Origin of the sequence: Vibrio bathopelagicus, from assembly GCF_014879975.1 — a bacterium.
GTDB lineage: Bacteria > Pseudomonadota > Gammaproteobacteria > Enterobacterales > Vibrionaceae > Vibrio > Vibrio bathopelagicus.
In genome coordinates this window covers 1557260-1581536 of record NZ_CP062501.1, presented here as the reverse complement: position 1 = coordinate 1581536, position 24277 = coordinate 1557260, and the positions used below count along the sequence as shown (strand labels likewise).

At 44.2% G+C, this 24277-nt stretch carries 24 protein-coding genes and 1 riboswitch; of the genes, 18 read left to right on the top strand and 6 right to left on the bottom strand.

Translation table 11 applies throughout. The features are described 5' to 3' along the window. The first annotated feature begins 34 nt into the window (after positions 1 to 34). The gene (locus tag IHV80_RS23325; protein ID WP_192891171.1) at positions 35 to 1387 is read left to right on the top strand and encodes an MATE family efflux transporter; all 1353 of its coding nucleotides are present in this window, start codon (positions 35 to 37) and stop codon (positions 1385 to 1387) included. Positions 1388 to 1582: 195 nt separating this feature from the next. On the opposite strand, the gene IHV80_RS23320 is transcribed toward IHV80_RS23325, so the two are convergent. Continuing rightward, entirely contained in the window at positions 1583 to 2038 is a 456-nt protein-coding gene (locus IHV80_RS23320) for a Spy/CpxP family protein refolding chaperone (protein ID WP_192891170.1), read from the bottom strand. A gap of 226 nt (positions 2039 to 2264) precedes the next feature. Here IHV80_RS23320 and IHV80_RS23315 point away from each other — a divergent pair, with 226 nt between their 5' ends. From IHV80_RS23315 to IHV80_RS23300, 4 genes are all read left to right on the top strand, one after another. After that, a complete protein-coding gene (locus IHV80_RS23315; RefSeq protein ID WP_029223306.1) occupies positions 2265 to 2510 on the top strand; it encodes a hypothetical protein in 246 nt (81 codons plus the stop codon). Positions 2511 to 2845: 335 nt separating this feature from the next. Further along, the gene (locus tag IHV80_RS23310; protein ID WP_102433975.1) at positions 2846 to 3850 is read left to right on the top strand and encodes a response regulator; all 1005 of its coding nucleotides are present in this window, start codon (positions 2846 to 2848) and stop codon (positions 3848 to 3850) included. Position 3851: 1 nt separating this feature from the next. Beyond that, positions 3852 to 4289 carry a PAS domain-containing protein gene (locus tag IHV80_RS23305; protein ID WP_102433974.1) on the top strand — a complete coding sequence of 146 codons (438 nt, stop codon included), beginning with the start codon at positions 3852 to 3854 and terminating at the stop codon, positions 4287 to 4289. Between the two features lie 915 nt (positions 4290 to 5204). Beyond that, positions 5205 to 6248 (top strand): GMP reductase, encoded by a 1044-nt coding sequence (locus tag IHV80_RS23300; protein ID WP_009844818.1) that lies wholly within the window; start codon positions 5205 to 5207, stop codon positions 6246 to 6248. 85 nt (positions 6249 to 6333) lie between these two features. Here the strand turns inward: IHV80_RS23300 and IHV80_RS23295 are convergent, their stop codons facing one another. The 3 genes from IHV80_RS23295 to IHV80_RS23285 all read right to left on the bottom strand — a co-directional run bounded on the left by IHV80_RS23295 (position 6334) and on the right by IHV80_RS23285 (position 9577). Next, positions 6334 to 6987 (bottom strand): DUF3299 domain-containing protein, encoded by a 654-nt coding sequence (locus IHV80_RS23295; protein ID WP_192891169.1) that lies wholly within the window; start codon positions 6985 to 6987, stop codon positions 6334 to 6336. A gap of 89 nt (positions 6988 to 7076) precedes the next feature. Continuing rightward, positions 7077 to 8405, bottom strand: a complete 1329-nt coding sequence (locus tag IHV80_RS23290) for a metal-dependent hydrolase family protein (RefSeq protein WP_192891168.1) — start codon at positions 8403 to 8405, stop codon at positions 7077 to 7079. A gap of 491 nt (positions 8406 to 8896) precedes the next feature. Beyond that, positions 8897 to 9577, bottom strand: coding sequence for a glutathione S-transferase family protein (locus tag IHV80_RS23285; RefSeq protein WP_192891167.1), 681 nt, complete (start codon positions 9575 to 9577; stop codon positions 8897 to 8899). A gap of 495 nt (positions 9578 to 10072) precedes the next feature. Between IHV80_RS23285 and IHV80_RS23280 the strand changes: the two genes are divergently transcribed. The 12 genes from IHV80_RS23280 to thiM all read left to right on the top strand — a co-directional run bounded on the left by IHV80_RS23280 (position 10073) and on the right by thiM (position 20776). Beyond that, a complete protein-coding gene (locus tag IHV80_RS23280) occupies positions 10073 to 11170 on the top strand; it encodes a YdcF family protein (protein ID WP_192891166.1) in 1098 nt (365 codons plus the stop codon). Between the two features lie 107 nt (positions 11171 to 11277). Continuing rightward, a complete protein-coding gene (locus IHV80_RS23275; RefSeq protein WP_004731647.1) occupies positions 11278 to 11529 on the top strand; it encodes a DUF2999 family protein in 252 nt (83 codons plus the stop codon). Between the two features lie 244 nt (positions 11530 to 11773). Further along, complete coding sequence (locus tag IHV80_RS23270; RefSeq protein WP_192891165.1) at positions 11774 to 12163, top strand: ASCH domain-containing protein; 390 nt, start codon at positions 11774 to 11776, stop codon at positions 12161 to 12163. A 326-nt stretch (positions 12164 to 12489) separates the two neighbouring features. Then, on the top strand, positions 12490 to 13515 hold the full coding sequence (locus IHV80_RS23265) for a DUF4382 domain-containing protein (protein WP_192891164.1): 1026 nt from the start codon (positions 12490 to 12492) through the stop codon (positions 13513 to 13515). Between the two features lie 169 nt (positions 13516 to 13684). Further along, positions 13685 to 14425, top strand: coding sequence for a helix-turn-helix domain-containing protein (locus tag IHV80_RS23260; protein ID WP_192891163.1), 741 nt, complete (start codon positions 13685 to 13687; stop codon positions 14423 to 14425). Positions 14426 to 14501: 76 nt separating this feature from the next. Then, a complete protein-coding gene (locus IHV80_RS23255; RefSeq protein ID WP_192891162.1) occupies positions 14502 to 15419 on the top strand; it encodes a DMT family transporter in 918 nt (305 codons plus the stop codon). A gap of 98 nt (positions 15420 to 15517) precedes the next feature. Continuing rightward, positions 15518 to 15629: riboswitch (TPP riboswitch) on the top strand. Between the two features lie 97 nt (positions 15630 to 15726). Continuing rightward, entirely contained in the window at positions 15727 to 16620 is an 894-nt protein-coding gene (gene thiD / locus IHV80_RS23250) for a bifunctional hydroxymethylpyrimidine kinase/phosphomethylpyrimidine kinase (RefSeq protein WP_192891161.1), read from the top strand. Beyond that, complete coding sequence (locus tag IHV80_RS23245; RefSeq protein ID WP_192891160.1) at positions 16610 to 17368, top strand: ABC transporter ATP-binding protein; 759 nt, start codon at positions 16610 to 16612, stop codon at positions 17366 to 17368. The genes thiD and IHV80_RS23245 overlap by 11 nt, the downstream gene beginning before the upstream one ends. Continuing rightward, on the top strand, positions 17361 to 18176 hold the full coding sequence (locus IHV80_RS23240; protein WP_192891159.1) for an ABC transporter permease: 816 nt from the start codon (positions 17361 to 17363) through the stop codon (positions 18174 to 18176). The genes IHV80_RS23245 and IHV80_RS23240 overlap by 8 nt, the downstream gene beginning before the upstream one ends. A gap of 91 nt (positions 18177 to 18267) precedes the next feature. Continuing rightward, a complete protein-coding gene (locus IHV80_RS23235; RefSeq protein ID WP_192891158.1) occupies positions 18268 to 19224 on the top strand; it encodes an ABC transporter substrate-binding protein in 957 nt (318 codons plus the stop codon). 55 nt (positions 19225 to 19279) lie between these two features. Next, positions 19280 to 19960 (top strand): thiaminase II, encoded by a 681-nt coding sequence (tenA, locus tag IHV80_RS23230; protein ID WP_192891157.1) that lies wholly within the window; start codon positions 19280 to 19282, stop codon positions 19958 to 19960. Positions 19961 to 19990: 30 nt separating this feature from the next. Further along, the gene (gene thiM, locus IHV80_RS23225; protein WP_192891156.1) at positions 19991 to 20776 is read left to right on the top strand and encodes a hydroxyethylthiazole kinase; all 786 of its coding nucleotides are present in this window, start codon (positions 19991 to 19993) and stop codon (positions 20774 to 20776) included. 119 nt (positions 20777 to 20895) lie between these two features. Here thiM and IHV80_RS23220 read toward each other — a convergent pair whose 3' ends face one another. After that, on the bottom strand, positions 20896 to 22839 hold the full coding sequence (locus tag IHV80_RS23220) for a methyl-accepting chemotaxis protein (protein WP_192891155.1): 1944 nt from the start codon (positions 22837 to 22839) through the stop codon (positions 20896 to 20898). A gap of 261 nt (positions 22840 to 23100) precedes the next feature. On the opposite strand from IHV80_RS23220, the gene thiE reads away from it, so the two are divergent. Beyond that, entirely contained in the window at positions 23101 to 23718 is a 618-nt protein-coding gene (thiE, locus tag IHV80_RS23215; protein WP_192891154.1) for a thiamine phosphate synthase, read from the top strand. Positions 23719 to 23818: 100 nt separating this feature from the next. Here the strand turns inward: thiE and IHV80_RS23210 are convergent, their stop codons facing one another. Further along, positions 23819 to 24163, bottom strand: a complete 345-nt coding sequence (locus IHV80_RS23210; RefSeq protein WP_192892209.1) for a thiamine-phosphate diphosphorylase — start codon at positions 24161 to 24163, stop codon at positions 23819 to 23821. Between the last annotated feature and the right edge of the window lie 114 nt (positions 24164 to 24277).

The window sequence follows — 24277 nt, the reverse complement described above, 5'->3', positions numbered from 1 at the left end:
CGATCGTATTTTGGGCGAATTAACTGAGGCGCTCATGAAAAAAATACTCACTCTTGCATTCCCTTTGATCATTTCACAGCTGATATCCATGGCTTTAGTCCTTACTGATGTTTGGATGATGTCGCGAATCAGCGTGTCAGCCCTAGCGGCTGGTGGCTTGGGTGCCTCTATCTACTTTTTCATCTTTATTATTGCGAGCAGCACGGTAGGCTGTGTCGCTAACCTGATCGCGATCGCTTATGGTCAGCGCGTCGCTCGCCCAGAGTTTGGTAATACACAAATCAGATTGGCGGTGAAAGGCGCAACCATGTTGGCATTCGTGCTCAGCGTGATTTTAATGGCCAGTTTCTGGTTTGCTCCGTTGGTATTAGAAGCAGCAAAACAGCCACCAGAAGTGATCACCTTAGCCATGGAATATGTGCACGCCTTGAAATGGGTGATGTTGCCTTCACTTATCTTGTTGGTGCTTCGTGGCTTAACCAGTGCGTTTGGCAATGTGCGATCAATTCTCGTGATGTCTGTGATCACCGTAATTCTAAACGTGCCTGTGAGCTACTTCCTCACGTTCCAACTTGATATGGGCTTAACAGGTTTGGGTTTAGGTACGGCTATCGCGGCATTTATCGTGATGGTTGGATACACGGTTTGGGTGTTCAACCGTGACGAGTTCAAGCAATTCGCCCCTTGGTTAAATACCGAAGAGTACTCTATTAAGCTGATGAGCCCTTTATTAATGATGGGTTTACCTATTGGGCTAGCGGCTTTACTTGAGCATGGCTTGATATACGGCGGTACATTAATGGCGGGTACGATCAGTATCGCTTCGTTAGCTCTGCATCAAATTCTGCTTCAATGTTTAAGCTTTACTTGGAACTTCAACTTTGGTTTCTCACAAGCTGCCGCTATTTTGGTTGGTCGCGATTTTGGCGCGGGTAACTACGAAGGAATCAAAAGAACCTCGATTCTAAGCTTTATTTTGGTGTCGGTATTGAGCGTAGCGCTGTCAGCCGTGTTCATCATATGGCCTGAAATGATCGCTTCTATTTTTAAGTTAGACGATGGCACTGGCGCGATGACTTCGCTGTTGGCTTCTGTTATTTGGGTCGTTGCTCTGTGCTTTATTGTTGATGCTTGGCAACTACTGGCGATTAACTTGCTAAGAGGGATGAAAATTGTCTCAATGCCAACCGTGATGACAGCCATTGGCTACTGGGCGTTTGGCCTGCCTGCCGCTTGGTATCTGATGCCAAAATTCGAATTAGCAGGGATCTGGGGCGGGATCGGTGTTGGTTTAGGTGTCACAGGTATTCTGCTGCTTATCCAATTGATGCGTGTTATTCAAAAGAACAGCAAGTCTCCGGATCTGTCTAATCATGCTTACACGTAAATAAGTTGAGAGGCTGATCTATTTTTAAGCATGCGTATTGATCTGCCATATAGGCCAATTGACAAAACTTCTCTGCTGTCGATGAAGAACCTTCGATAAAAAGCCGCAGTCATTAAGGTGACTGCGGCTTTTTGTTGTCTGTTTCGATCCCTTTTATTCGTGGGGGAAAGGGAATCTATATCAGGGCAGAGCTGTCTATTGTTTTCCAACAGGAGGTTTTCCACCCGTCAGCGCTGATTTCATCATCGTTTTGAATTGCTCTTTTTGCGCTTCAGTTAACACGTTATAGATGTTGTTCTTAAGACGCATTTCTTGCATCACCATTGACTTCTCAGTGGCTTGAACTGTGTCGATGACTTTTTCCATCTCGGCTTCATCAAAATCAGGTTGAGTCACCAGGCTGACCTGTTTCTTCTTCAGTTCTATCGCGCTCTCCATATCAATTTCTGTTCTATCGGATTGATAATCTTCAACAAGAGAGAACACTTCCGCTTGTTGCTCTTCAGTTAGATTCAAAGAAGCAATAACCATTTGCAGTGGGCTAAGCGCTGGTTGCGGCGGTTGTTGTGGTGTTGAAGCACTCACAAACGGAGCGGTAACGAGTAAAGCTGAAGCAGTTAATACACAAAGCGACTTTTTCAGTGATTTCATTGAGTTTCTCCTGTTAGTGGAAACAAGAGTATAGACGGCGGAGCTGAACTCGATATGAACACGCTGTTCAGTTAAGTGCGTCTAACTGATTACGTTCAGAAAGCTATGTTCAGAAAGTTACGTTCTCGTAGACACAGAACAAGTTAGACCTTGGTCTTACAGAAACCGAGCGCAAAGGTGACTAGAATGATTTGAGTTGCTCACCGTTTTATCAAGGAATACACAAATGGAAGTTGGATTGTTCTGGGCTGAAAAAGGAATGTTAGTGCTTGGCGCACTGTTTGTTTTGACGAGCATGATGCAGTACGGAAGACGCAGTAGTGATTGGAAGGGCGTGATTACTATGTTTTATAAGCGTATCCCAATGAATATTGCGGAATACAAATGGTACCGTTTAGGCATCGCTTTATTGGTCTTTGCCGTGGTGATACGTTTCGCATTACTGATCCTGTGGCCTTCATACCAGTTCTAGCTTGTTTGTATTTGCTCTGATGTATAAGACATCTTGCATTCGCTCTCTTGTATCGGATATATAAAAGCGATAAATGCATGAGTAAACCGAGCCTTAATAAACTGACTTATTAAGGCTTTGATTTAATAAAATAGTGTGAATACTCCACAATATCGAGTTGTTATTATCTTTGTAGCATATTGTTTTTCATAAAGAATAATGCGAGATAATAACTTACCTGCTTGTTTCATCATTCTTACTAATAATCTACATATAAATCCATTCACCCCGTACCTGATACCATAATGTTCTGTTACACTCGTCCGAATTAGCTTTAATTTGTCGGTGGTGCATTTATGTCGTTCCCAGTTCTTATATGTGATGATTCTGCGTTAGCAAGGAAGCAGATGGCGCGCTCACTGCCTGCTTCTCTTAATGCGGATATAACCTTTGCTGTCCATGGGCTAGATGCGCTTGAAAAGCTAGCACAACAGAAATTCCAATTGATGTTCCTCGACCTCACCATGCCTGAGTTAGATGGGTATGGAACTCTGGAAGAGATGAAGCGACTAGGCGACCCAACGCCTGTGGTTGTCGTGTCTGGTGATATCCAGCCAAAAGCTCAACAGAAAGTCATGGAACTTGGGGCGAAAGCCTTTCTGCAAAAGCCGATTGATAAAGAAGCGCTAAAAACGATTTTACGTGAGCATGTTGAGCCACCAAAACAGCCGCAACTCGTTATTCCTAGCCCATTAGAGCTGCCAATTCTCCGTAGGCGCGATATCTATATGGAAGTGGCGAACGTAGCGATAGGCCGAGCAGCCGATGCACTGGCGCGTCACTTTAATGTATTTGTCCATTTACCACTGCCGAACGTAAACATCTTCGAAGTCAGTGAATTGCACATGGCACTTCGTGATCTAGCAGACAACGACCAAGTTTCGGGTGTTTGCCAAGGCTTCAGTGGAGAAGGCATTGCGGGTGAAGCGTTAGTCTTACTGAGTGATTCCAGTGTGAGCGATCTTAAAAAGCTCATGAAGGTACCAACCGAAAGTGAACAGCTAGAAGAATTAGAATTGCTTATGGATGTGTCGAACATCCTTGTTGGTTCATTCTTGAATGGACTAGGGGAACAATCAGAAGTACGTTTTTTCCAAAGCTCTCCGGTTCTGCTAGGGCAACACATCTCGATTGATTCTGTCATTGAAAATACCAGCGGCTCGTTTAAGAAGACCATGACGTTTGAAGTTAGCTACAACATTGATGGCACTTCAATCCGTTGTGATCTTCTATTTATGTTCGTTGATGAGTCTCTGCCTCTTCTAGATAACAAATTGGCCTACCTAATGGAGGAGTTTTAATATGCTGAATCTTCCTGCTGAATTTGAACAGTTCCACTGGATGGTGGACATGGTTCAAAACGTCGATATGGGGCTGGTGGTCATTAACCGTGACTTTCAGGTACAAGTTTGGAATGGCTTCATGACGCACCATAGCGGTAAGCAATCGCATGATGCTATTGGTAAGTCTATCTTTGAACTGTTCCCTGAAATCCCTGAAGAGTGGTTTAGGCTCAAAACTAAGCCAGTCTACGATCTAGGCTGTCGCAGCTTCATTACATGGCAACAAAGGCCTTATCTGTTTAAGTGCCGCAATGTTCGCCCTGTAACTCAACAAGCTGATTTCATGTATCAGAACGTGACACTGAATCCGATGCGTTCTCCAACAGGCCAAGTGACTTCGTTGTTCTTGTCTATTCAAGATGCGACCGCAGAAGCGTTGATGTCTAATAAGGGCTAGAACCTGACTTAGTTCAATGACTCAATAGCTTGGAAACAACAATCCAAACATCAAATAGAAATGGCTAAGGTTAATCACCTTAGCCATTTTTTTGCTTTCTATTCTTCAACTCTACTTTTCATACTTTTAGCCTGCTTTCTAGGCTTCGGATTTTAGCCTACTCATTTTCTACATTTGGCTACCGCTAACTCTCATATTCACGCAGTTTTTCACGTCAGCCAACTCGCTTTGTTCGAGCACCTTTACTGAATCATCTCGATTGAATGAACAACACGGCTATAAAGAAGCGCTTTTTTGAACGCGATCAGTTTATAAAGTTGAGTCTTGAGTGGTGCATTTGATGGTTCGCCCACCTTAGATTATCGAAACTAAGTGAATCTCGACCTCTAGATCGGACTGATTGCACGGTGCGTTTCCAAACAGAGGCTAACTGACAAGGTGATGAGATTGCTGAATTTGGTCGAAAACAAAGAAAATTTGGGAAAAAATCGAATTTATTTAAGAAAAAAGACATTTTTTTGTTGGAGAAAAGTGTGATTTTTATGTGATTTCGAGGCACTTTCTTCACATTATAGCTTAATGAGGGTGATATTGAGTGAAATAGGGAGGAAAACGATTGCGCAATAAACCGACAGCGTTTGCGTAAATAGTTAGCTAAGTTATTAATTAGTAAGAATTTAGTGGGAAAATAAAGCTGAGGAGTTTTTAGCAGATATGGAATCTTTGAGAGGATAGCATAAAAAAAAGTGAAATATCAGACTTGCTGTTACTAAATCACGACCTATAATGCTGAAAACCGGAGCGTCTGCCAACGCTCCGGTTTTTTTGTGTCCGAAGAAAAGTAAACTCGTCTGCCAACGGTTTTACTACGCATTTCGCGAGAGACACATAATTTTATGAATCAAGGAAAACACCATGCGTATCGAACAAGAACTTAAGTTAGGTTTCAAAGATGTACTCTTCCGTCCGAAGCGTTCTACCCTTAAAAGCCGTTCTCAAGTTGAATTAACCCGCGATTTTACATTCAAGCATAGCGGTCGTCAATGGTCTGGTACTCCAGTAATTGCAGCGAACATGGATTCGGTAGCAAGCTTTGAAATGGCAGCCGCTCTAGCAGAGCACGGTGTTATGACTGCAGTACACAAGCACTACACAGTAGAGCAGTGGGCTGAGTTTGCTAAAACAGCAGACAAGAAAACGCTGAACAACGTTTTTGTATCAACTGGTACTTCTGAAGCTGAGTTCGAGAAAGTTAAGAAGATCATGGCGCTTAGCGAAGAGTTTGTGTTCATCTGTATCGATATCGCTAACGGCTACTCAGAGCACCTTGTTGAGTTCGTACAAAAAGTACGTGCTGAATTCCCAACTAAAGTTATCTCAGCGGGTAACGTTGTAACAGGTGACATGGTTGAAGAGCTAATCCTAGCGGGTGCAGACATCGTTAAGGTTGGTATCGGCCCTGGTTCGGTTTGTACTACACGTGTTAAAACAGGCGTAGGTTACCCTCAACTTTCTGCAATCATCGAGTGTGGCGACGCGGCACACGGCCTTGGCGGCATGATCATCGGTGACGGTGGTTGTTCATGTGCGGGTGACGTATCTAAAGCATTCGGCGGCGGTGCTGACTTCGTAATGCTAGGCGGCATGCTAGCTGGTCACTCTGAGTCCGGCGGTGAAGTTGTAGAGCAAGACGGTAAGCAATACATGAAGTTCTACGGCATGTCATCTCAGTCGGCTATGGACAAGCACTCAGGTGGTGTTGCTAAGTACCGCGCTGCAGAAGGTAAAACTGTTTTACTTCCATACCGTGGTTCAGTTCACAACACAATTTCTGACATCCTTGGTGGTGTACGTTCAACTTGTACATACGTAGGCGCAGCAAAGCTTAAAGAGCTAACTAAGCGTACGACTTTCATCCGTGTACAAGAGCAAGAGAACAACGTATTCGGTAAAGAGTAATCTGAACTGATTCGAATAGTTAAAAAATCAAGAGCCGCTTTTTAGCGGCTCTTTGATATAAGAAGCGTGTTACACGGGTACCTGATTAATAGAAGTCGACTTTACTTGCGTCCATAGAATAGATTGTGGAGACTTCGGATTCACCATCGACATAGCTAATATCTAAAGTGGAATCTTTGGTTGTGATCTTTCCTTCAATCCACATCGGAGTTGATAGAGAGTCAACTTCAATTCCTTGTGGGTAGTTAACTAAAATCATTTGATTCGCTGGTGGTGGAGGGGTATGGATACATGCCCCTGCTGTTGGGACAAACAAAAACTTAGTGACCTTTAAACCATCGAAATCGATCGGCGTAATATAGCCTGGAACTCGATGAGTTGCGTTAAGGATGCTTGGGTTTGCTTGCGTTGCCATAATTTTTCGTTGATCAGTTATTTGCTCACGCAGATCGAGCAATTTATGGATATCAATACCTGCTTGTTCTAGTCGAGCCTTAGATACTGCATACTCTTTTTTTAGCTCTGCTGAAGGAGACTGTTCTGGTGTATTGCTAACTTGAAGATATTTAGCCACGTAGGCTAAATCGTCCAATTGATTTACATTAAGGTGCGCAAAAGGATCTTCGATCGTTTCTATATTCGGGCGAAGTTCTTCCCAATAGGTATACGACACTTCGCTAGAAAAAGCTGAAAGAGAAAAGACAGATAAAACGACGGTTAAGAAAAGTTTGCGACACATAGAAATCATATCCTGAACAACCATAGAAAATAAGAGATAACGTTTGTTTGAGGGAGTGAAGGCAAGTCGTTAAACTTGCCTTCGTTTTGTTATAGGGTGTCTTTGTAAACTTTCCCGTCTTTCATGATGTATTGGAATTTCTCTTCGTATTGATTCAGAATTTCAATGTCATCAAGTGGATTACCATCAACAAGAATCAAGTCGGCATAAGCTCCTGCTTCAATCTTACCTAATGAGCCATATTTATAAGGGTTCATACCACCACTCCAGCTTAATACTTCAGCTGCATTAGAGGTTCCCATTTTCATGATATCAAATGGCGTGAATCCTGCTTTTTGCATGTAGGTCATGTTCTCAGCCTGTGCCATGTTATAGGCAGGCCCAAACATATCACCACCGGTTACCACAAGAATGTCGTGCTTCTTAGCCCACTTGAACATCTGTAATGCACCTTCGTAAACTTTAGAAGCTTTTGCTTTCTGATCTGGACTAAAGAAAGTGATTGATTCTGGTTCAGCAAAAGCTTTGAGTGACATTACCGCTTGTGCTGATAGTGCAACGCCTTCTTTTTTCATACGTTTGATTGTATCTTCCGATACCAAGAAGTTATGCTCGATAGTACGAACACCTGCATCGATAGCACGGTTAACAGAGCGATCGTGATACGCGTGTACGGTTACATAAGTGCCATAATCTTTAGCAACTTCTACTGCTGTCTCTAGCTCTTCTACCGACATTTGGGTCATGTGGATAGGGTCAAATTCACTAGCAACACCGCCACCTGCCATGACTTTAATTTGGGTTGCACCTGCTCTTAGGTTCTGGCGTGCCGCGCGACGGACTTCCGTTTTACCATCAACGATATAACCAAAGCCATGGCGTTCTAGATCATCAACTGCTCCAGGCTGGTCATTAAAGTTCCCCGTGTCTGCATGGCCACCTGTTTGGCTTAGGAAACCACCTGATGGGTAGATTCTAGGTCCATCAATCAATCCATTATTAACCGCTTTTGCTACACCTAAGATATTACAGCCAGCATCACGAGCCGTTGTAAAGCCTTGCTCTAGATATTGATTCATTGATACGTAGGTTCTGGCACCCATTGCCATTTGGTCATATCCCTGCTTACCTACTAACATGCCTTCTTGAATACACAAGTGCGAGTGCATGTCGATAAGCCCTGGAATCATCGTTTTACCTTGTCCATCCACGACAGTTGCATCAGCTGCGTCAATTGCAGATTTAGATATCTTCTCTATTTTGTTATCAACCACGAGTACATTGTGGTCTTCATAGAGCTTGTTTTCAGTTCCATTAAAGATGTCAACATTGGTAAAAAGGGTAGACGCGGCATTCGCTGAAAAGGCGAGTGAGCATGATATTGCGACAACTGACAGTTTAAGACTCTTATGTTTCATTATGGTACCTATAATTTCCGTGCGTGGCGGGGTATCCGCATCGCGTAACAATCCTTACTAAACTAGTGTTACGAAGTTAGTTATTCAGAAAATATCCGTTTTAAATGACTAACATTCATAAACTTAGGAGTAATGTTGCCAGTAATCAAGGTTCGATAATTGCCATTTGATGACATGAAGATTTATGACTAGATTTGATTGTGGTGATTTGATCTTTGCGCGGGGTATCGTTTATAGGGTTCAGGGTGTCGTAAAGGAGCGATATAGATATATCTATAGGTGAGGAGTGATTATTAGCAATAAGAACACTCGCAAAAAAACAGCAGGCATTAAGTCTGCTGTTTGAGTGTTGTTACTATGAGGATCGTTTAATGACTTCGCCTACATCGTAAACTTTATCTGCTTTGTGACGAACAAAGTAAACAACAAGGCACGCTTTATCTTAGAGATAAATATGTAGAAGCCGATAATATTGCCGTCGTTATGCTGAATTATTCGTTGATTGGAAAGTTAGACGGGAACAGCGCACGTTTCGCTTCTTCATCACGTTCAGTTTTAAATTCAACATCTTTGCCGGTTTCGCGGGCGCGCAGTGCGGCAGGGCGAGTGTTGATTGCATTAAACCAACGTTTCAAGTTCGGGTAAGGTTCTAAGCCTTCTTCACCAAGTACGACTGGTGCTTTATCAATCCAACCCCATGCAGCGACATCGACAATGGTGTACTCATTGCCGACGATAAATTCACGACCTTCCATATGCTTTTCTAACACTTCGTAGTGACGTTGTGCTTCACGTAGGTAACGGTTCACAGCGTGGTCTAGGCCTGCTGGCGCAGCATGGCGGAAGTGTACCGATTGACCAGAATAAGGACCAAGACCACTCGCAATAAACATCATCCAAGATAACAGTTCAGCTCTGTCTTCAGGTTGCCCACCTAGCTTGCCCGTCTTCTCTGATAGGTACAGAAGGATAGCGTTCGAATCAAAAACGCGTTGTCCTTCGTCTTCGATCGCTGGCGTTTTACCGTTCGGGTTTATTAAGCGATATTCCGGAGTGTGTTGCTCGCCTTTTAAGGTATCGATAGGAACGAGTTCAAAATCTAGGCCTGTCTCTTCTAGAAACAGAGCGATCTTCATTGGGTTGGGTGTTTGGTGAAAATAGAACTTAAGCATGGGGTAACTCCTTGTATTGGTAATTCATTAAAGCACCACTTGAACGAGCGTTCAATAATTGATTTTGAATTATTTGAAAATCTGTTGATTCGTATTCCAAGTCTATGTGTTTAAAACTTCGTTATTTAAGCGACGGTTAGAATCGAGTGATTCAGTGTGTTGAATTTTAAGTCGTTGAAAATTGTTCTTAAATCGGCTGCTTTGGTTTGTTTTTGATGCGGAGTTTGGATTTGTGATTGGTGGTTTTCGGCGAAATAGGGCGTATGGAATCCGCAGTCAGATATTCCAACATAACTGTTGAGTACAGCTTAAAACCAGAATTATCTGGATACACAGGCTTACAGGTAAGTTCAAAATCGTGATTTGCTGCCACACCTTATGCAACAAATGAATATAAACGTTGGAGATTCAGGTGTGCTTCACGGTTTTTTAATCTTAGGGACTTACATTGGTGAGCAAATCTGATGTGAACACTTAACGACACAGGATCCTTCCATGAAAAAGAACATTATCGCCCTCGCTCTTGGTGGCATGCTGGCTTTTGGCGCAACACCTTATTCTTTCGCTGCTAACGATGGCGCAGTACAAGCTTCTGCGGATTACGCGCAGTTGGTGACTAAGCGACAAGTTGTCGACCAACTACTTCTTGATGCGTTGCAGGCGTTTAAGTCTCCGGCAAGAATTTCTCACGCGGGCTTCACGGCTAAAATGCCAAGCAACATGGAAATTGTGACCAACCGATTGTTAGAAGCGTACCAGTTAGAACCTTACCGTACTGACTTGCTGATTTCGGCAGCGAATGCTCAGATCTACAACAAGAATGCAGAGCGCGCTATTGAGTTATTTGAGCAAGCGCTGACGGTCGCACCAGACGATGTCGATCTTCATGCTTACCTTGCGGTTTGGCAGCGATTTGAAGGCAACGAAAGTGAATCCAATAAGCATATGGAGAAACTGGAAAGCCTGAACAAAGGCAAAGCAGAAGACATCAAACGTATTTTTGCAACGGTCGACCGCGTGTTAGAAACTCCGTTGAAAGAGTCTGCGGACAAAGGTCTGCTCGATGATCATGGCGCGATCGTCACTTTGGGTTACGCGCTTAATCCAGACGGCTCAATGCATCAGATCTTGATTGAGCGTCTTGAGACAACATTGGCGATGGCTAAAGCGAACCCAGATGCGATGATCGTGTTAACGGGTGGCGTGCCAAAGAACCATAAGACTGAAGGTAAGTTAATGGCAGATTGGCTTATCGAGAAAGGGGTAAGTAAAGATCGTATCATTGAAGAGAACTACGCGACCAGCACGGTAGGAAATGCCTTGTTCAGTAGCTATGCACTTGCTCGTCATGATATTAAGCACGCGACCATTATCAGCTCGGCAAGCCATGTTCGACGTGGTCAAACTTTGTTTGAAATTGCTAGCTGGCAAACTGGTCCTCAGGGCATTACTTTCGATACGGTTTCTTACCCAGACAAGCCGTTAGATGATCTAAAGAAAGCGAGTGATGGTGAGCTGTTGGGCATCTACCGTGACGCACTGAGAACTTATGGTATGTGGAGCTACCGTTCTTACCCATTAGAGTCTCGCTAAGTTTAGGGTTACTTCACCGTAGGCAAAGTATAAGTTGTTAGTACAATCGAGCACAGCTAGATGGTATGCTGTGTTCCTACTTAATTTAGTGTTTCAAAGGCAAAAAAATGAACCCGATTTTAGCAATGTTGAAAGAGAACAATATTAGCGACGAGCAGATCAGTGAGCTATTCAAAACGTTGACTGAGAACCCTCTTGCAGCAATGGCGACAATCAGCCAACTTGGTTTACCACAAGATAAACTTCAAATGCTGATGGGCCAGGTAATGCAAAACCCTGCGCTAATCAAAGAAGCAGTTGAAGAGCTTGGCCTAGATTTTTCTAAGGTTGAAGCCGCTAAAGAGCAACTTCAAAAATAATAGAGTGTGCATGAGCGATTTTGTTAGGGAGCGATAGCCAATTCGGTTAACTGATCTTGAGATCGCGAATTAGACTTGAGTAAAAAGCCGTTTGAGTATCAATACTTAAACGGCTTTTTTGATCTTAGCGTTCAACTAAAATGCGTGAACTAAGCTAAATGGAAGGGCGTGTTTATCGCTATCTTAACAACAGTGATTTACATGATTGAACAAGTTTAAATATAACATTCGAAAAAGAGGGCTTATGAATCGTTATAATCTGGAAATTTATCAGCGACCGCTGGATGCAATTAAGAGCGGTTTAAAGCGTGTTGAGATCAGAACTAATAATAGTTATGAAGCCATTCAATATGATCAGTTGAATACAGGTGACCAAATTTCTTTCCAAGTTATTTCGGGCCCACCCTTTGTAGGGTTAGATGTCATTCAGCCTAATGCGTTAACTGTTGAGGTGCTGGATGTAAGACATTACCCTGATCCTAGATCATTATTGATGGCTGAAGGGTTGGGTGTTTTGTCAAAGTTGAGCCATTCAATTGATGAGGGCGTCGAGCTTCTTTATAGCTTCCACGAGTACCAAGATATGATCCCAACTCACGGTATATTCGCCATAGAAATTCGAGCTATCGAATAGTCTCTTTATTCGAATGAACCTCAAGCCAAAGTACTCATGTTCTTTGGCTTTTTACTTGATGGCTAAGGTACTTTGAATACATTTGACAGAGCCTTTGCCAAATGTGTGAGCGTATTGACAAATTACTTACTAGACTTAATTAACCTATGCGCGACTTGATATGTGCACCTATTTGAACAGCGATGATGGACGAGTAGCAGCCCCAAATAATTGGAGGTGCGTGATAGAACCATACCGTTGTCAATCTAGAGCTCACAACAAGGCTATGAATAAAAGGGCACTTAAATAAGTCCTTTATTGAGCAGTGATTTTATAGGAAATGAGTTATGAAGTATTTAAAGGAAACCGTTTTAGCGAGCCTTGTGCTGGCTGGGCTTGTTGGTTGTGGTGGTGATTCAGGATCATCAAGCAGTACGACACCAATTACCTTGAGCGTAAGTGATGCGCCCATTGATGATGTTAAAGACGTCACTGTGACATTCAGTAAGGTTGCTTTACTTCCCCAACAGGGAGGTTCTCCATTGATATATGACGTTTATAAAACGGATGAAAACGGCGACTATGTTGATGAAAATGGCGATCCATTACCCGATGGTGCGGATCCTATTCCGTTAAGTGTTAACTTATTGGATTACCAAGGCAGTGATGCGCTCCCTTTGATTGAAAATGAGGTAATTCCGGTAGGCAGTTATAAGTTGTGTGTGTTTGCGAATGATGGCGATCACCCAACAGATCCATCTTACGTGGTAGAAAACGATGATACGACTCGTGAGTTAACGGTGAAAGGTGAAGGTGCGTGCCCGCAAGGTGTGGGTAAAGAAGATAACGCTGGCGTGCTTTACTTTAATAACTCATTTAATGTGAACCAACAAAGTAACGACTTTGTTGTTGAGTTCGATCTTCGACGTGGCCTAAAGAACAGTTCGACTTTCCCTGATTACACCATTCAAAGAACGTCTGTAAGCCTTATCAATACGGTTGAGACAGGAAATATTGAAGGCACTGTTGCTCTTTCTACTTATGACACTTGTAACGGTGGTGACAATACATTTGTTCAGTCGGTGTACTTGTATGAAGGTAATGTCGATAAGCCTGACATGGCTCCGATTGGCGGCAGTGATGAAGTGAAACCGATCACTTCAGCGTCAGTAGCAATGAATCAAGCACAGACGAACTATGAATTTTCTCTGGGCTTCATTGATCCAGGTACGTATTCGTTAGGCTATACCTGTACTGCACAACATGACAGTGATGAAGACAATGCTGATCCGGTTGCTGATGGTTTTGAAATCTTTGATGTTCAAAATAGTGTTCAGGTAGTGGTCGGTCAGGATAGCCAAGTATCGTTTTAAATCTTTGACGTGATTTACCATTCTAATAAATACGGCCTCTCATTTGGAGGCCGTTTTTGATTACGTAGCTAGCATGTATTTGATGAGCATTGAGTGTGACTCTAGGGAAGTGATAATGTAACGTTGTGTCTCTTACTCTAACCTAGCGAAATGTACTCCGGCGTTGCTCATGAAATCTAGCTTAAGTATTCGATCTTACACCAAGCAATTTAATACCCATGCACATGATGACCATCATCAATTGGTATTGCCGATCCAAGGCAGTATTAATATCGAAATGGTGGGATATGTCGGCAAAGTGGCCGTGGGCGAATGTGTGGTGATTCCGGTAACGACAGCGCATGCATTTAAAGCGGATGAAGCGGCGCGGTTTATTGTCGCGGATATGGCGGAGTTGCCACAGCACTTGTTAGAGCATGAGCTCTCGGTTTTCACGATAACACCGCCTTTGATGAGCTTCTTGTTATTTGTTGAGAAGCAGCTGGAATATCAAGTAGACAGTGGTATTGAGTCATCAATCTTGGACGTATTTTCACTGCTGTTAGAGCAACAACAAGTAAGCAAAAGCATCGATCCACGTATTCGCGCGGTGCAAAGGCTCATTGCGGATAATTACGCTCAGCCACTCTCTATTTCACAGCTTGCAGAAACAGCGTGCTTGAGCCCAACGCAGTTTAAGAAACGATTTAAAGAGTGCCTGGGTATCAGTACGCTTAAATACATCACTCGATATCGTATGGAGAAAGCGCAAGCCTTGTTGACCCATACCGATTTGCCTGTCCAATTGATCGCTGAAAACGTTGGGTATACTGATGTGTCTGCGTTCAGTCGCCGCTTTTCTCAGCACTTTGGAATGTCCCCAAGGGCGTTTCTAGGCTCGATGAAAGAGAGTCTTCCAAAACAAGAATAGCGTCCGTTCTGCAAACTAATTTTAAAGCATCTTCACTATTATCTAATTCAGAAATGAAAAAAACTAGGTAATAGTAATGAATCTCGCCATCAATCGCGTTAACGAATTCCAAACGGGTACTTTAGCAATACTGTTTGCTTCTGTTTTATGGGGCACGACAGGCACTGCCGCAAGCTTTGCACCTGATCTCAGCCCATTAGCGATTGGTGCGTTTTCGATGGGCGTTGGTGGCTTGCTGCAAGCGGGTTTAGCGTTTCGAAAGATCCTATCCGCACTCGACAAGCTTTTGCTGAACAAGAAATTGCTAGCGGTGAGTGCACTGGCTTTGGCGGTTTATCCTTTGGCTTTCTATTCATCTATGAAGTTATCTGGTGTTGCGATTGGTACAGTCGTTTCGATTGCTACCGCGCCTTTCTTTTCTGCACTGTTAGAGTGTCTTATCAGCAAAAAGAATAATATCAACCGACGTTGGCTCACTAGCTTTACGATTGGTGTGGTTGGTATTGGGTTGTTAGTGTTTTCAGAATCTTCATCGGCGCATGAATCAGGTGATGATCTAAAGCTATTGGGTATAGCTTTAGGTCTTGTTGCTGGGTTGTGTTACGCCATTTATTCTTGGGCGACAAAAGCACTGATAGACAAAGATATTGAGTCTCAAGCGGCGATGGGCAGTATTTTTGGTCTCGGCGCGATGCTGTTGCTGCCAACGCTCTGGTTTACTGGTGAGAATCTGTTTTCCTCGCAGACCAACGTATTAGTCATCAGTTATTTGACGTTCATTCCGCAGTGTTTGGGTTATGTCGCGTTCAGTTTTGGTTTACGCCATGTCACCGCGAGCAGTGCCAATCTACTTACTCTGTTTGAACCGGTAGTTGCAGCGGTACTTGCGGTCTGCGTTGTCGGCGAGCTGATTCCTTTTACAGGCTGGCTTGGTATGTCTCTGATTGTGCTGTGCTTGTTTATACAGTCGAAGCCATCTAAAGGAAGGCTATAAGTGTTTGTTTAGTTGAACCTAATTGAAATTTTTTCATGCGTAATTCTTATATTTGAAGAAAATCAGTATCTCAGCTGTGAGAGTGCTGTTACTATCGTTATCAATAGTCGGGGGGCATATACCTTATTTGGTGTTTGCTGAGATCGTTAATCGAGACCCGTTGAACCTGATTCAGTTAACACTGGCGTAGGGAACTATAAGCACTCGATCTACGTCTGCTCTCATGAAAACCCTTCATGAATTTATTGCGACTTCTCCTTCGATCGGTGTTCGTTCTCCTACGTTTTGTAAGATAGTAGGAGCGACAATGACACACAGTTCTATTTCAAAAGATTTAAATCCAAAAGCTTCAGTTTCACGGCACTCTGCTGATGGTTTGGTTCGAACGAATACTCCGATTGTTTTGACCATTGCGGGTTCTGACAGTGGCGGCGGCGCGGGCATTCAAGCTGATATTAAGGCCATGTCTGCAACCGGTAGTTTCGCTTGTTCGGTAATTACCGCGATTACATCTCAGAACACCCAAGGCGTATCAGCCATTTTTCCAATCCCACTTGAGCATGTCGCTAGCCAGCTAGACGCAGTGTTTACCGATCTGAATATCGTGGCTGTAAAAGTCGGCATGTTGGCGGATTCGCAAATCATCAAAGTCGTCGCAGACAAAATCAAACAATACCAACCTAAACACTTGGTGATCGACCCTGTAATGGTGGCAACCAGTGGCGACCTTCTTCTAGAAAACTCGGCTATCACTACGTTAAAACAAGAGCTGATTCCGCTCGCAGACATCATTACGCCTAACTTGCCAGAAGGCGCAGCACTTACCGGCAAAGCCGTGCCTGAAAGCGAAGCAGAAATGCAGGGCATGATTGAAGACCTACGCGCATTGGGTGCTAAAGCAGTCCTGCTAAAAGGCGGTCACTTGGAGAAAGATGAAAACAGTAACGACCTGCTGATTTTACCAACCACGTCTGCTTTGATTAGCGCGAAGCGTTTCCCGACTAAAAACACTCACGGTACTGGTTGTACGCTTTCATCAGCGATTGCTTCTTTCTTGGCTCAAGGTAATACGCTGGCAGAGGCAGTTGATCTCGGCAAACAATACATTTCTCGCGCGATTGCTCATGCTGATGAGTTGCAAGTCGGTCAAGGCCATGGCCCTGTAAACCACTTCTTCGCTGGACATAGTAATGTCCGTTGATACGGTTGGGGTTCAACTCAGCAATGCCACCTTGCGTTATCGCGATAGTGAACATGCAACCTTATCAGGGCTATCGCTGAGCATAAACGCGGGTAAGTGGACGGTATTACTGGGTCGAAGTGGTTGCGGAAAAACGACTGTGTTGCGTTATCTGGCAGGCTTACTGGATGACAAGGTGGAATGGCAGGGCACATTGGCAACGTCTGATGAACTGCCTTTAACCGATCGTATTGCTTACATGGCGCAACAAGATTTGTTACTGCCGTGGTTGTCGGTTATCGACAATGTGTGTTTGAGCCTTCGCTTTCAAGACGAAGCTTCTGATAAAGCAGCACAAACTAACCAAGCGCTAGAGCTGTTAGCAGCGGTTGGTTTGGCCGATTACGCGAATGCAATGCCGGATCAATTGTCTGGTGGGATGCGTCAGCGTGTTGCTTTGGCTCGAACCTTAATGCAAGACAAGCCAGTCGTGCTGATGGATGAGCCTTTCTCTGCGCTGGATGCGGTAACAAGACACAAGCTACAAAGCTTAGCGTGTGGACTGTTAAGAGATAAAACCGTTGTATTGATCACTCATGATCCACAAGAAGCGGTGCGTTTGGCGGATAACTTGTATGTGTTGCAAGGCACGCCTGCGAGTGCCCAATCATTGTCTGTGCCTAACACCCTCACACCAAGAGTGTTAGATGGTGAATGTGCTGAGTTACAACAAGCCATCTTAGACCAGTTGGAGCGTGATTATGAGTGATCTAATGCGAAGCGAAGCTGTGGCTCGTTCAACCAACGCGCAGACTACCACTACACGTCCAAGTCAGATGAATCCCGTTATGCGTTTGCTTATCAGCAGTGCTGTGATTCTGGGCTTATGGCAAATGGTGGTGGTTATCTTCGAGATGCCAAGCTTTATTCTGCCAGCGCCTGCAGAAGTCTTCATCAAGCTAATCGAACGCTACGATGTGTTACTCAAGCACACTTGGGTGACTGCGCAGGAGATCTTACTTGGTCTATTGCTAGGCTTATCCATGGGGCTGTTTTTCGCCCTGCAGATGTTGATGTTCGAACCGCTGAAACGCTGGTTGTTGCCTATCTTAATTGCTAGCCAAGCGATTCCTGTGTTTGCGATCGCGCCAGTGTTGATGCTGTGGCTTGGTTATGGCATTGCCTCAAAAGTCGTCATGGCGGCGATCATAATCTTCTTCCCCGTGACCACTTGTTGTTATGACGGCTTGCGTAATACACCAACAGGTTATCTTGATCTCGCTAAGACTATGGGTGCATCTAAATGGCAACTACTGCGTTATATCCAGCTACCTGCTGCGCTGCCAACACTGGCATCTGGCATTCGTGTGGCTGTGGTTATTGCTCCAATTGGCGCAGTAGTCGGGGAGTGGGTTGGTTCGAGTGAAGGGTTAGGTTACCTAATGCTACAGGCCAACGCGCGCATGATCATCGATGAGATGTTTGCTGCTTTATTTATCTTGGCGGTGCTGTCCATCTCGCTCTACTTTGTCACCGATAAATTACTCAAAAAAGCTATCCCTTGGGAGAACCAGTGATGGTTCACTCCGTGCTATTTCTCTCAAGCAACACCTCGTTAAAAATTAGATCTACAAACACAATAATAATATTCAAAAGGAAAGGTTAACTGTGAAAAATACAAAATTGATAGGTGCAGTGGCACTGCTTGCTTCATTGGTTTCAGGTCATGCTCTAGCGGATTCTGAACAAAAGAAACTGACACTGATGTTGGATTGGTTTGTGAACCCGAACCATGGTCCGATTGTTATCGCTCAAGAGCGCGGTTACTTTGCTGACCAAGGCTTAGAGGTTGAAATCCAAGAGCCCGCTGACCCAAGCACACCTGCAAAACTAGTCGCGGCAGGTAAGGTCGATCTAGCAGTAACCTATCAACCAAGTTTAACTATGGATGTCGCTGCAGGCCTGCCTCTCGTTCGTGCATCAACCCTTATCGCGACGCCACTGAATACGTTGATGGTTTTGGATAACGGCAAGAACGATTCGTTAGCGGATTTGAAAGGTAAAAAGATCGGTATTGCGATTGCGGGTAACGAAGAAGCGACTATCGGCACCATGTTAGCGCAAGAAAATGTTGCGTTTACAGATGTGCAAACCATCAATGTCGGCTGGGCGCTTTCGTCTTCATTGGCATCGGGCAAGGTAGATGCAATTTGGGGTGGCTTACGTAACTTCGAAACTAACCAGTTAGCACTTGAAGGCTTTAAAGCCAAAGCATTCTTCCCTGAAGAGCACGGTGTACCAGCTTACGATGAGCTGATCTTTGTGGCGAATACAAAGCAGCACGATGATGAAGCGATCAAAGCGTTCAACAAAGCACTTGAGCAAGCAACGACTTACATTGTGAACCACCCACAAGATTCATGGAGTGAGTTTGTGGCGTATTCACCAGATACGTTGAATAACGAGCTTAACCAACGCGCATGGAACGACACACTGACTCGTTTTGCACTTCGCCCTTCAGCGGTTGATCTAAAACGTTACGATGACTATGCGCAGTTCATGTTCGACAAAGGCATTATCAAAACGCTACCGAAAGCAGAAAACTACGTACCTGTATTTAACTAATTCGTTTTAACTAAATGACAGCTGTAACCGAGTTTGGTTACCGCTAAGGAATCTCATGAAATACCAAGACTTAATCCAAGCCTGCCAGCAAGATTGGCAAGACTACACCCAGCATGATTTTGTTAAAACGCTGGCAAACGGCACTCTCGCTCAGCCGTGTTTTCTGCATTACCTGAAACAAGATTTTCTGTTTTTGAAGCAGTATGCTCGCGCTTATGCATTAGCCATTTACAAGGCTAAAACCTTGGCTGATATGCGCCGTGCACTGCCAAGCGTGCATGCTTTGTTAGATTCTGAAATCTCTCACCACGTGACTTATTGTGGTCAGTGGGGATTAACGGAATCTGATTTAGAAAACGAACCTGAAGATTTTGGCACAGTTGCTTACACGCGCTACGTTCTAGATGCGGGTATGACAGGTGATCTTGTCGATCTCTATGCGGCATTGGCTCCGTGTTCAATCGGTTATGCCGTGATTGGTAAAGCATTATTAGAAAGCAGTGATACTGTTTTAGAAGGCAACCCATACGCGAGTTGGTTACAGCTTTACGGCGGAGAAGAGTTCCAGTCTGGCGTGGCAACGGGCGCAGAATATTTCAATCAGCTACTGGCTGAAATTGATATTAACAGCGAGCGCGGTCAGAACATCGTTCATATCTTTAAAACGGCAACACGTATGGAAGTGGCGTTCTGGCAGCAAGGGCTGAACGCTCTTAATGATTTACCAGCGGCTTAAAAGCGACTTCTAACGAATAAGGATTAATCCATGCTAACTGAACAAATCATCCAATCGCTGCGTGCAGTAAGAGAGCAAAAACCGTTGGTTGTGAACATCACCAACTACGTCGTGATGAACAACACGGCCAATGCGTTATTGGCGATTGGCGCTTCGCCTATCATGGCGCACTCACAGCAAGAGCTGGCAGAGATGATGTCTTTCTCTGGCGCTTTGGTGATCAACATCGGCACGCTAGACAGTGCGTGGACGCCAAGAATGCGCTTTGCTGTTGAACAAGCGAATGCGAACAATAAGGTTGTGGTTCTTGATCCCGTGGGTTGTGGAGCAAGTACGCTGCGTACCGAGACTTCTCGTGAAATTGCATGCTTAGCGGACAAGTTGATCATTCGTGGTAACGCGTCTGAGATCATTGCTCTCGCGGGCGAGCAAGCACAAAGTAAAGGCGTTGATGCCCTCGATAGTAGTGATGCTGCATTAGGCGCAGCGCAATGCTTAGTAGCGGAATACGGTGCGAACGTGGTGATTTCTGGTGAGACAGATTACGTTGTCACGAAAGACAGTGTTGTTACGTTAAACAACGGACATCCAATGATGCCGTATGTGACGGGAATGGGTTGCACCTTAACCGCATTGACGGGCGCATTTGCAGCTGTTGGTGATGAAAGTGGTTTGGCTGCTACGGCAGTATTAGGCGTGGTTGGTGAAATCGCGGCTGAGAACTCACGCGGTCCGGGTAGTTTGCAAATGAACCTTCTCGATGAGCTGTATCAGTTAGACGAAGAAACTCTGATTCAACGTTTGAAGATTCAGTAAGCTCAATCTAGCTCCAAGAGCTTAACTTATAGCTATTAACTTAAAGAAAAGCCCCCGACACTTATGTGTTGGGGGCTTTTATTCTTGGTTTGGCACAGTGTCAGCTGTGTATAGGTTTGCTAGGTTCTAAAACGATTCACCTGGCTTTCTAAATGGTGAGCAACTTCGGTTAAGTCGCTCGCTGCACCAGAAATACTGCTGACAGACTCTTGGTTACTTTGCGCTATGGTATTAGCACCTTGCGCGTTTTCTCCTAGAGATTTGGTTAGGCAATCTTGCTCATCGACAGAGACTGCAATTTGACTGTTGGCTTGATTTAAATCTTGAATGTGTTGGTTTATCACATGCAAGTTCTGAGAAGCTTGTTGTGCCTGAGTTGAAGCATCGGAAACCGTGCTGTGGCTGACCTTAATAGATTCTAAGGCATCTTTAGCACCACGCTGTAACGAGGTGATGAGTTCATCAATTTGGCTTGCAGAATCTTGAGTGCGCTTGGCTAAGGTTCTTACTTCATCCGCAACTACTGCAAATCCGCGACCTTGTTCACCTGCGCGCGCAGCTTCAATAGCCGCATTCAATGCTAACAGGTTGGTTTGCTCAGAAACGCCTTTGATTACTTCAAGAATGGCACCAATGTTCATCGACTCTTTATGCAGGTCGGTGACTTTCTGGCTACTTATCTGCATGCTTTCATCGGCGCTGCCAATTTCGTGCAGTGTTTTGTCTACTTCTTTGAGTCCCATTGCCACATTCTCGGTTGCTTGGTTCGCAACTTGAGACGCGTGGTTAGCACTTGAAGCAATTTCTGATGTGCTTGAAGCCAATTGATCAACGGCAGAAGAGATATTGATCATCTCGCTGTTCAATTGTGTTGCGTTGGTCGAGCTGTTGTTTGTCACCTGATTGAGTGATTCAGACATCTCACCAATACGCACACTAGAGCGGTTCACTTGGCCAACGATATCGCGAAGAGATTCAATAGTGATCTCCATATTAGTCAGCAGTTCGCCAATCTCGTTTTTGCTCTCGATGTTCACTTCAACATTCAGGTTGCCCTGAGAAAGCTCATTGGTGATTTGTTTAACCTGTGCGATACCTTTGGTGATAGAGCGAGTCACCAACACGGCGCTCGTCATGCCAATAACCAGAGCCACGCCCGTTAGCAAGAAGATGATTTGAATCGAGCGTTTTTCACTGGCTTGCAGCTCTGGTGTTAATGCTTGTTTCTGTTGCTCTAGAATACTTTGAGCATCGGCCACTGCGATAGCTAAGCTGTCGCCAATAGAGGCGAGGGTAGCGGTTCTTTGAGTGTTCTCAATCATCTGTTGATGAACTTGCTCAAAGCCTTTTGCATAAGCTTCGCGTTGGTTCGAGAAGTCTTCAATCAACTCACTTTGGTAAGGGGATGATTTAAGAGATTCAATATCACCCTCGATGCCAGGTAGCGCATATTCAAAGATGTCTTTACCGGCTTCGTAGGTTTTGAGGTCGTTGTTGTTTGAGTAACTTAGAACGGTGATCTTGGCTGCGAGAAAGTTCTCCATCAACATACCCGCATACAGACTCGCGTTTGGATCGTTGTTGTTGTAAGACTCATACAGTAAGCTCTGAGCGGCTTTTAATGCATTAGTTTCTCGTTTGACCATCTCAACATTCACCAATTGGTCAATGAGCAGTTGGCTCTGTTTCATTGAGCCATAAGCCACATCAAATGCCGCAACGCTGTCTTGCACTAATTGCAGGCTCGATAAGCTATCGGTTTTAGTCGTGGTTTGGATTAGATTGTTCAGTAACTCATCAATCGCTAGCTTGCTTGATTGATAATTCGCTTCGTATTGCTCATCCAATGACTCTAAGTAGCGTTCAGAGGCTAGACGCATTTGAAGAAAGTGCACTTGGATGTTGCCTGACAATGTCGCTTTGTGGCTGAGTTCACTGTATTGGCTAAAGCCGTTCGACAAGGTTTGAATACCTTTGTAACTCACAAAGCCTGAAATGACGAAAAAGAGCAAGCAGATGGCATAACCCAGCTTGATCTTGAGCGCTATAGAAAGGTGGCGCATAACTATCCCTATATTTACCTGATTCCTTCATAGCGAAGTATTTCATAAAACAGCATTCTGGGCATGCTTAAGTGAACAGTTTGTGTATTAAGTAACGCTTTAGTTAAAAAGTTTGGGTTTTTCGACATTCTCTCAACGAGTTGCGTATTTGAATTTACACGTTTAACTTGGGTAATTAGGTACTAACTTCCATACACATGGTGCGATTTGTCGGTAAAATAGTACAACGTCAATTTTAGACATCGACTCCAAAGGTACGAAATGAACCCTTATAAGCTCTACTTAGTAACGGATGACCAACAAGATATAGAAACGCTTAAGTTCGTGGTTGAACAAGCGGTCGCTGGTGGCGTCACTATGGTCCAAGTGAGAGAGAAACATGGGGACGTAAGAGCCTTCATTGAACGAGCACAAGCCGTAAAGTCGATTTTGGCTGGTTCGGGTGTACCGCTGATCATCAATGACAGAGTGGACGTTGCATTGGCTGTCGACGCTGATGGTTTGCATTTAGGGCAATCGGATATGCCGGCAGAGTTAGCACGCAAGCTGATTGGCCCTGATAAGATTCTTGGCTTATCGATTGAGACTGAGCAGCAGCTTCAAGAAGCCGATAGCTTGCCGATTGATTACATCGGCCTTAGTGCGCTGTTTGCCACACCGACCAAGACAAATCTGAAAAAACATTGGGGCTACGAAGGGATAGAATTGGCTTTGGAAACAACGGATTTACCGATCGTCGGTATTGGTGGCATTAACGAATCTAACATTCCGAAGTTGGTTCTGACGGGGATTCACGGCTTAGCGCTAGTCTCAGCAATATGTCACGCTGAAGATCCTAGAGAAGCGACGCAGGTTTTATTGTCTCTGATGGGAGAGTGAGTTTGTAGAGGTTAGAAAACAAATGAAACAAATCATTTGTTTTCTAGTTAGAGAGCATCAAAGCGTTCAATTTAGTAGTCAGCTAAATATGTTGTCTATCTTACTGAATACACAGAGCAACGGTGCCGATGATCATAAGAACGATAGCAGCGTACCAACCGTATTGTGCGGTTTTATCAGCAACAAACACCTTAATGTAGTTGAGCTCTTCATGAGCCGTTGCAATAAAATCAGTGTAGTTAATCGACAACTCACGACTGGCTTCTTTTAGGTCTTGCTGAAGTTTGTTGAAAGCCTCATCGATGAAGCCTTTTGTTTCCGAAACAGGCGGAGTAGCTGCCAAAGCTAGGCTATTCCAAACCGCCATACGCGATTCATATTCGCTTTCACTGACACAATTAAGTACGCGTAAGTCATACTCTCGTTTGTTACGCTCTTTACCCATTTTTTCAGGGCAAATATTTCTTAAAACGTTCACGACAAATTTTCCAAAAGGTTCATTTAGATATAAAAAAGCACTCGAAGAGCACTCATAAACTGGGGCGAATTAAATTCAAAA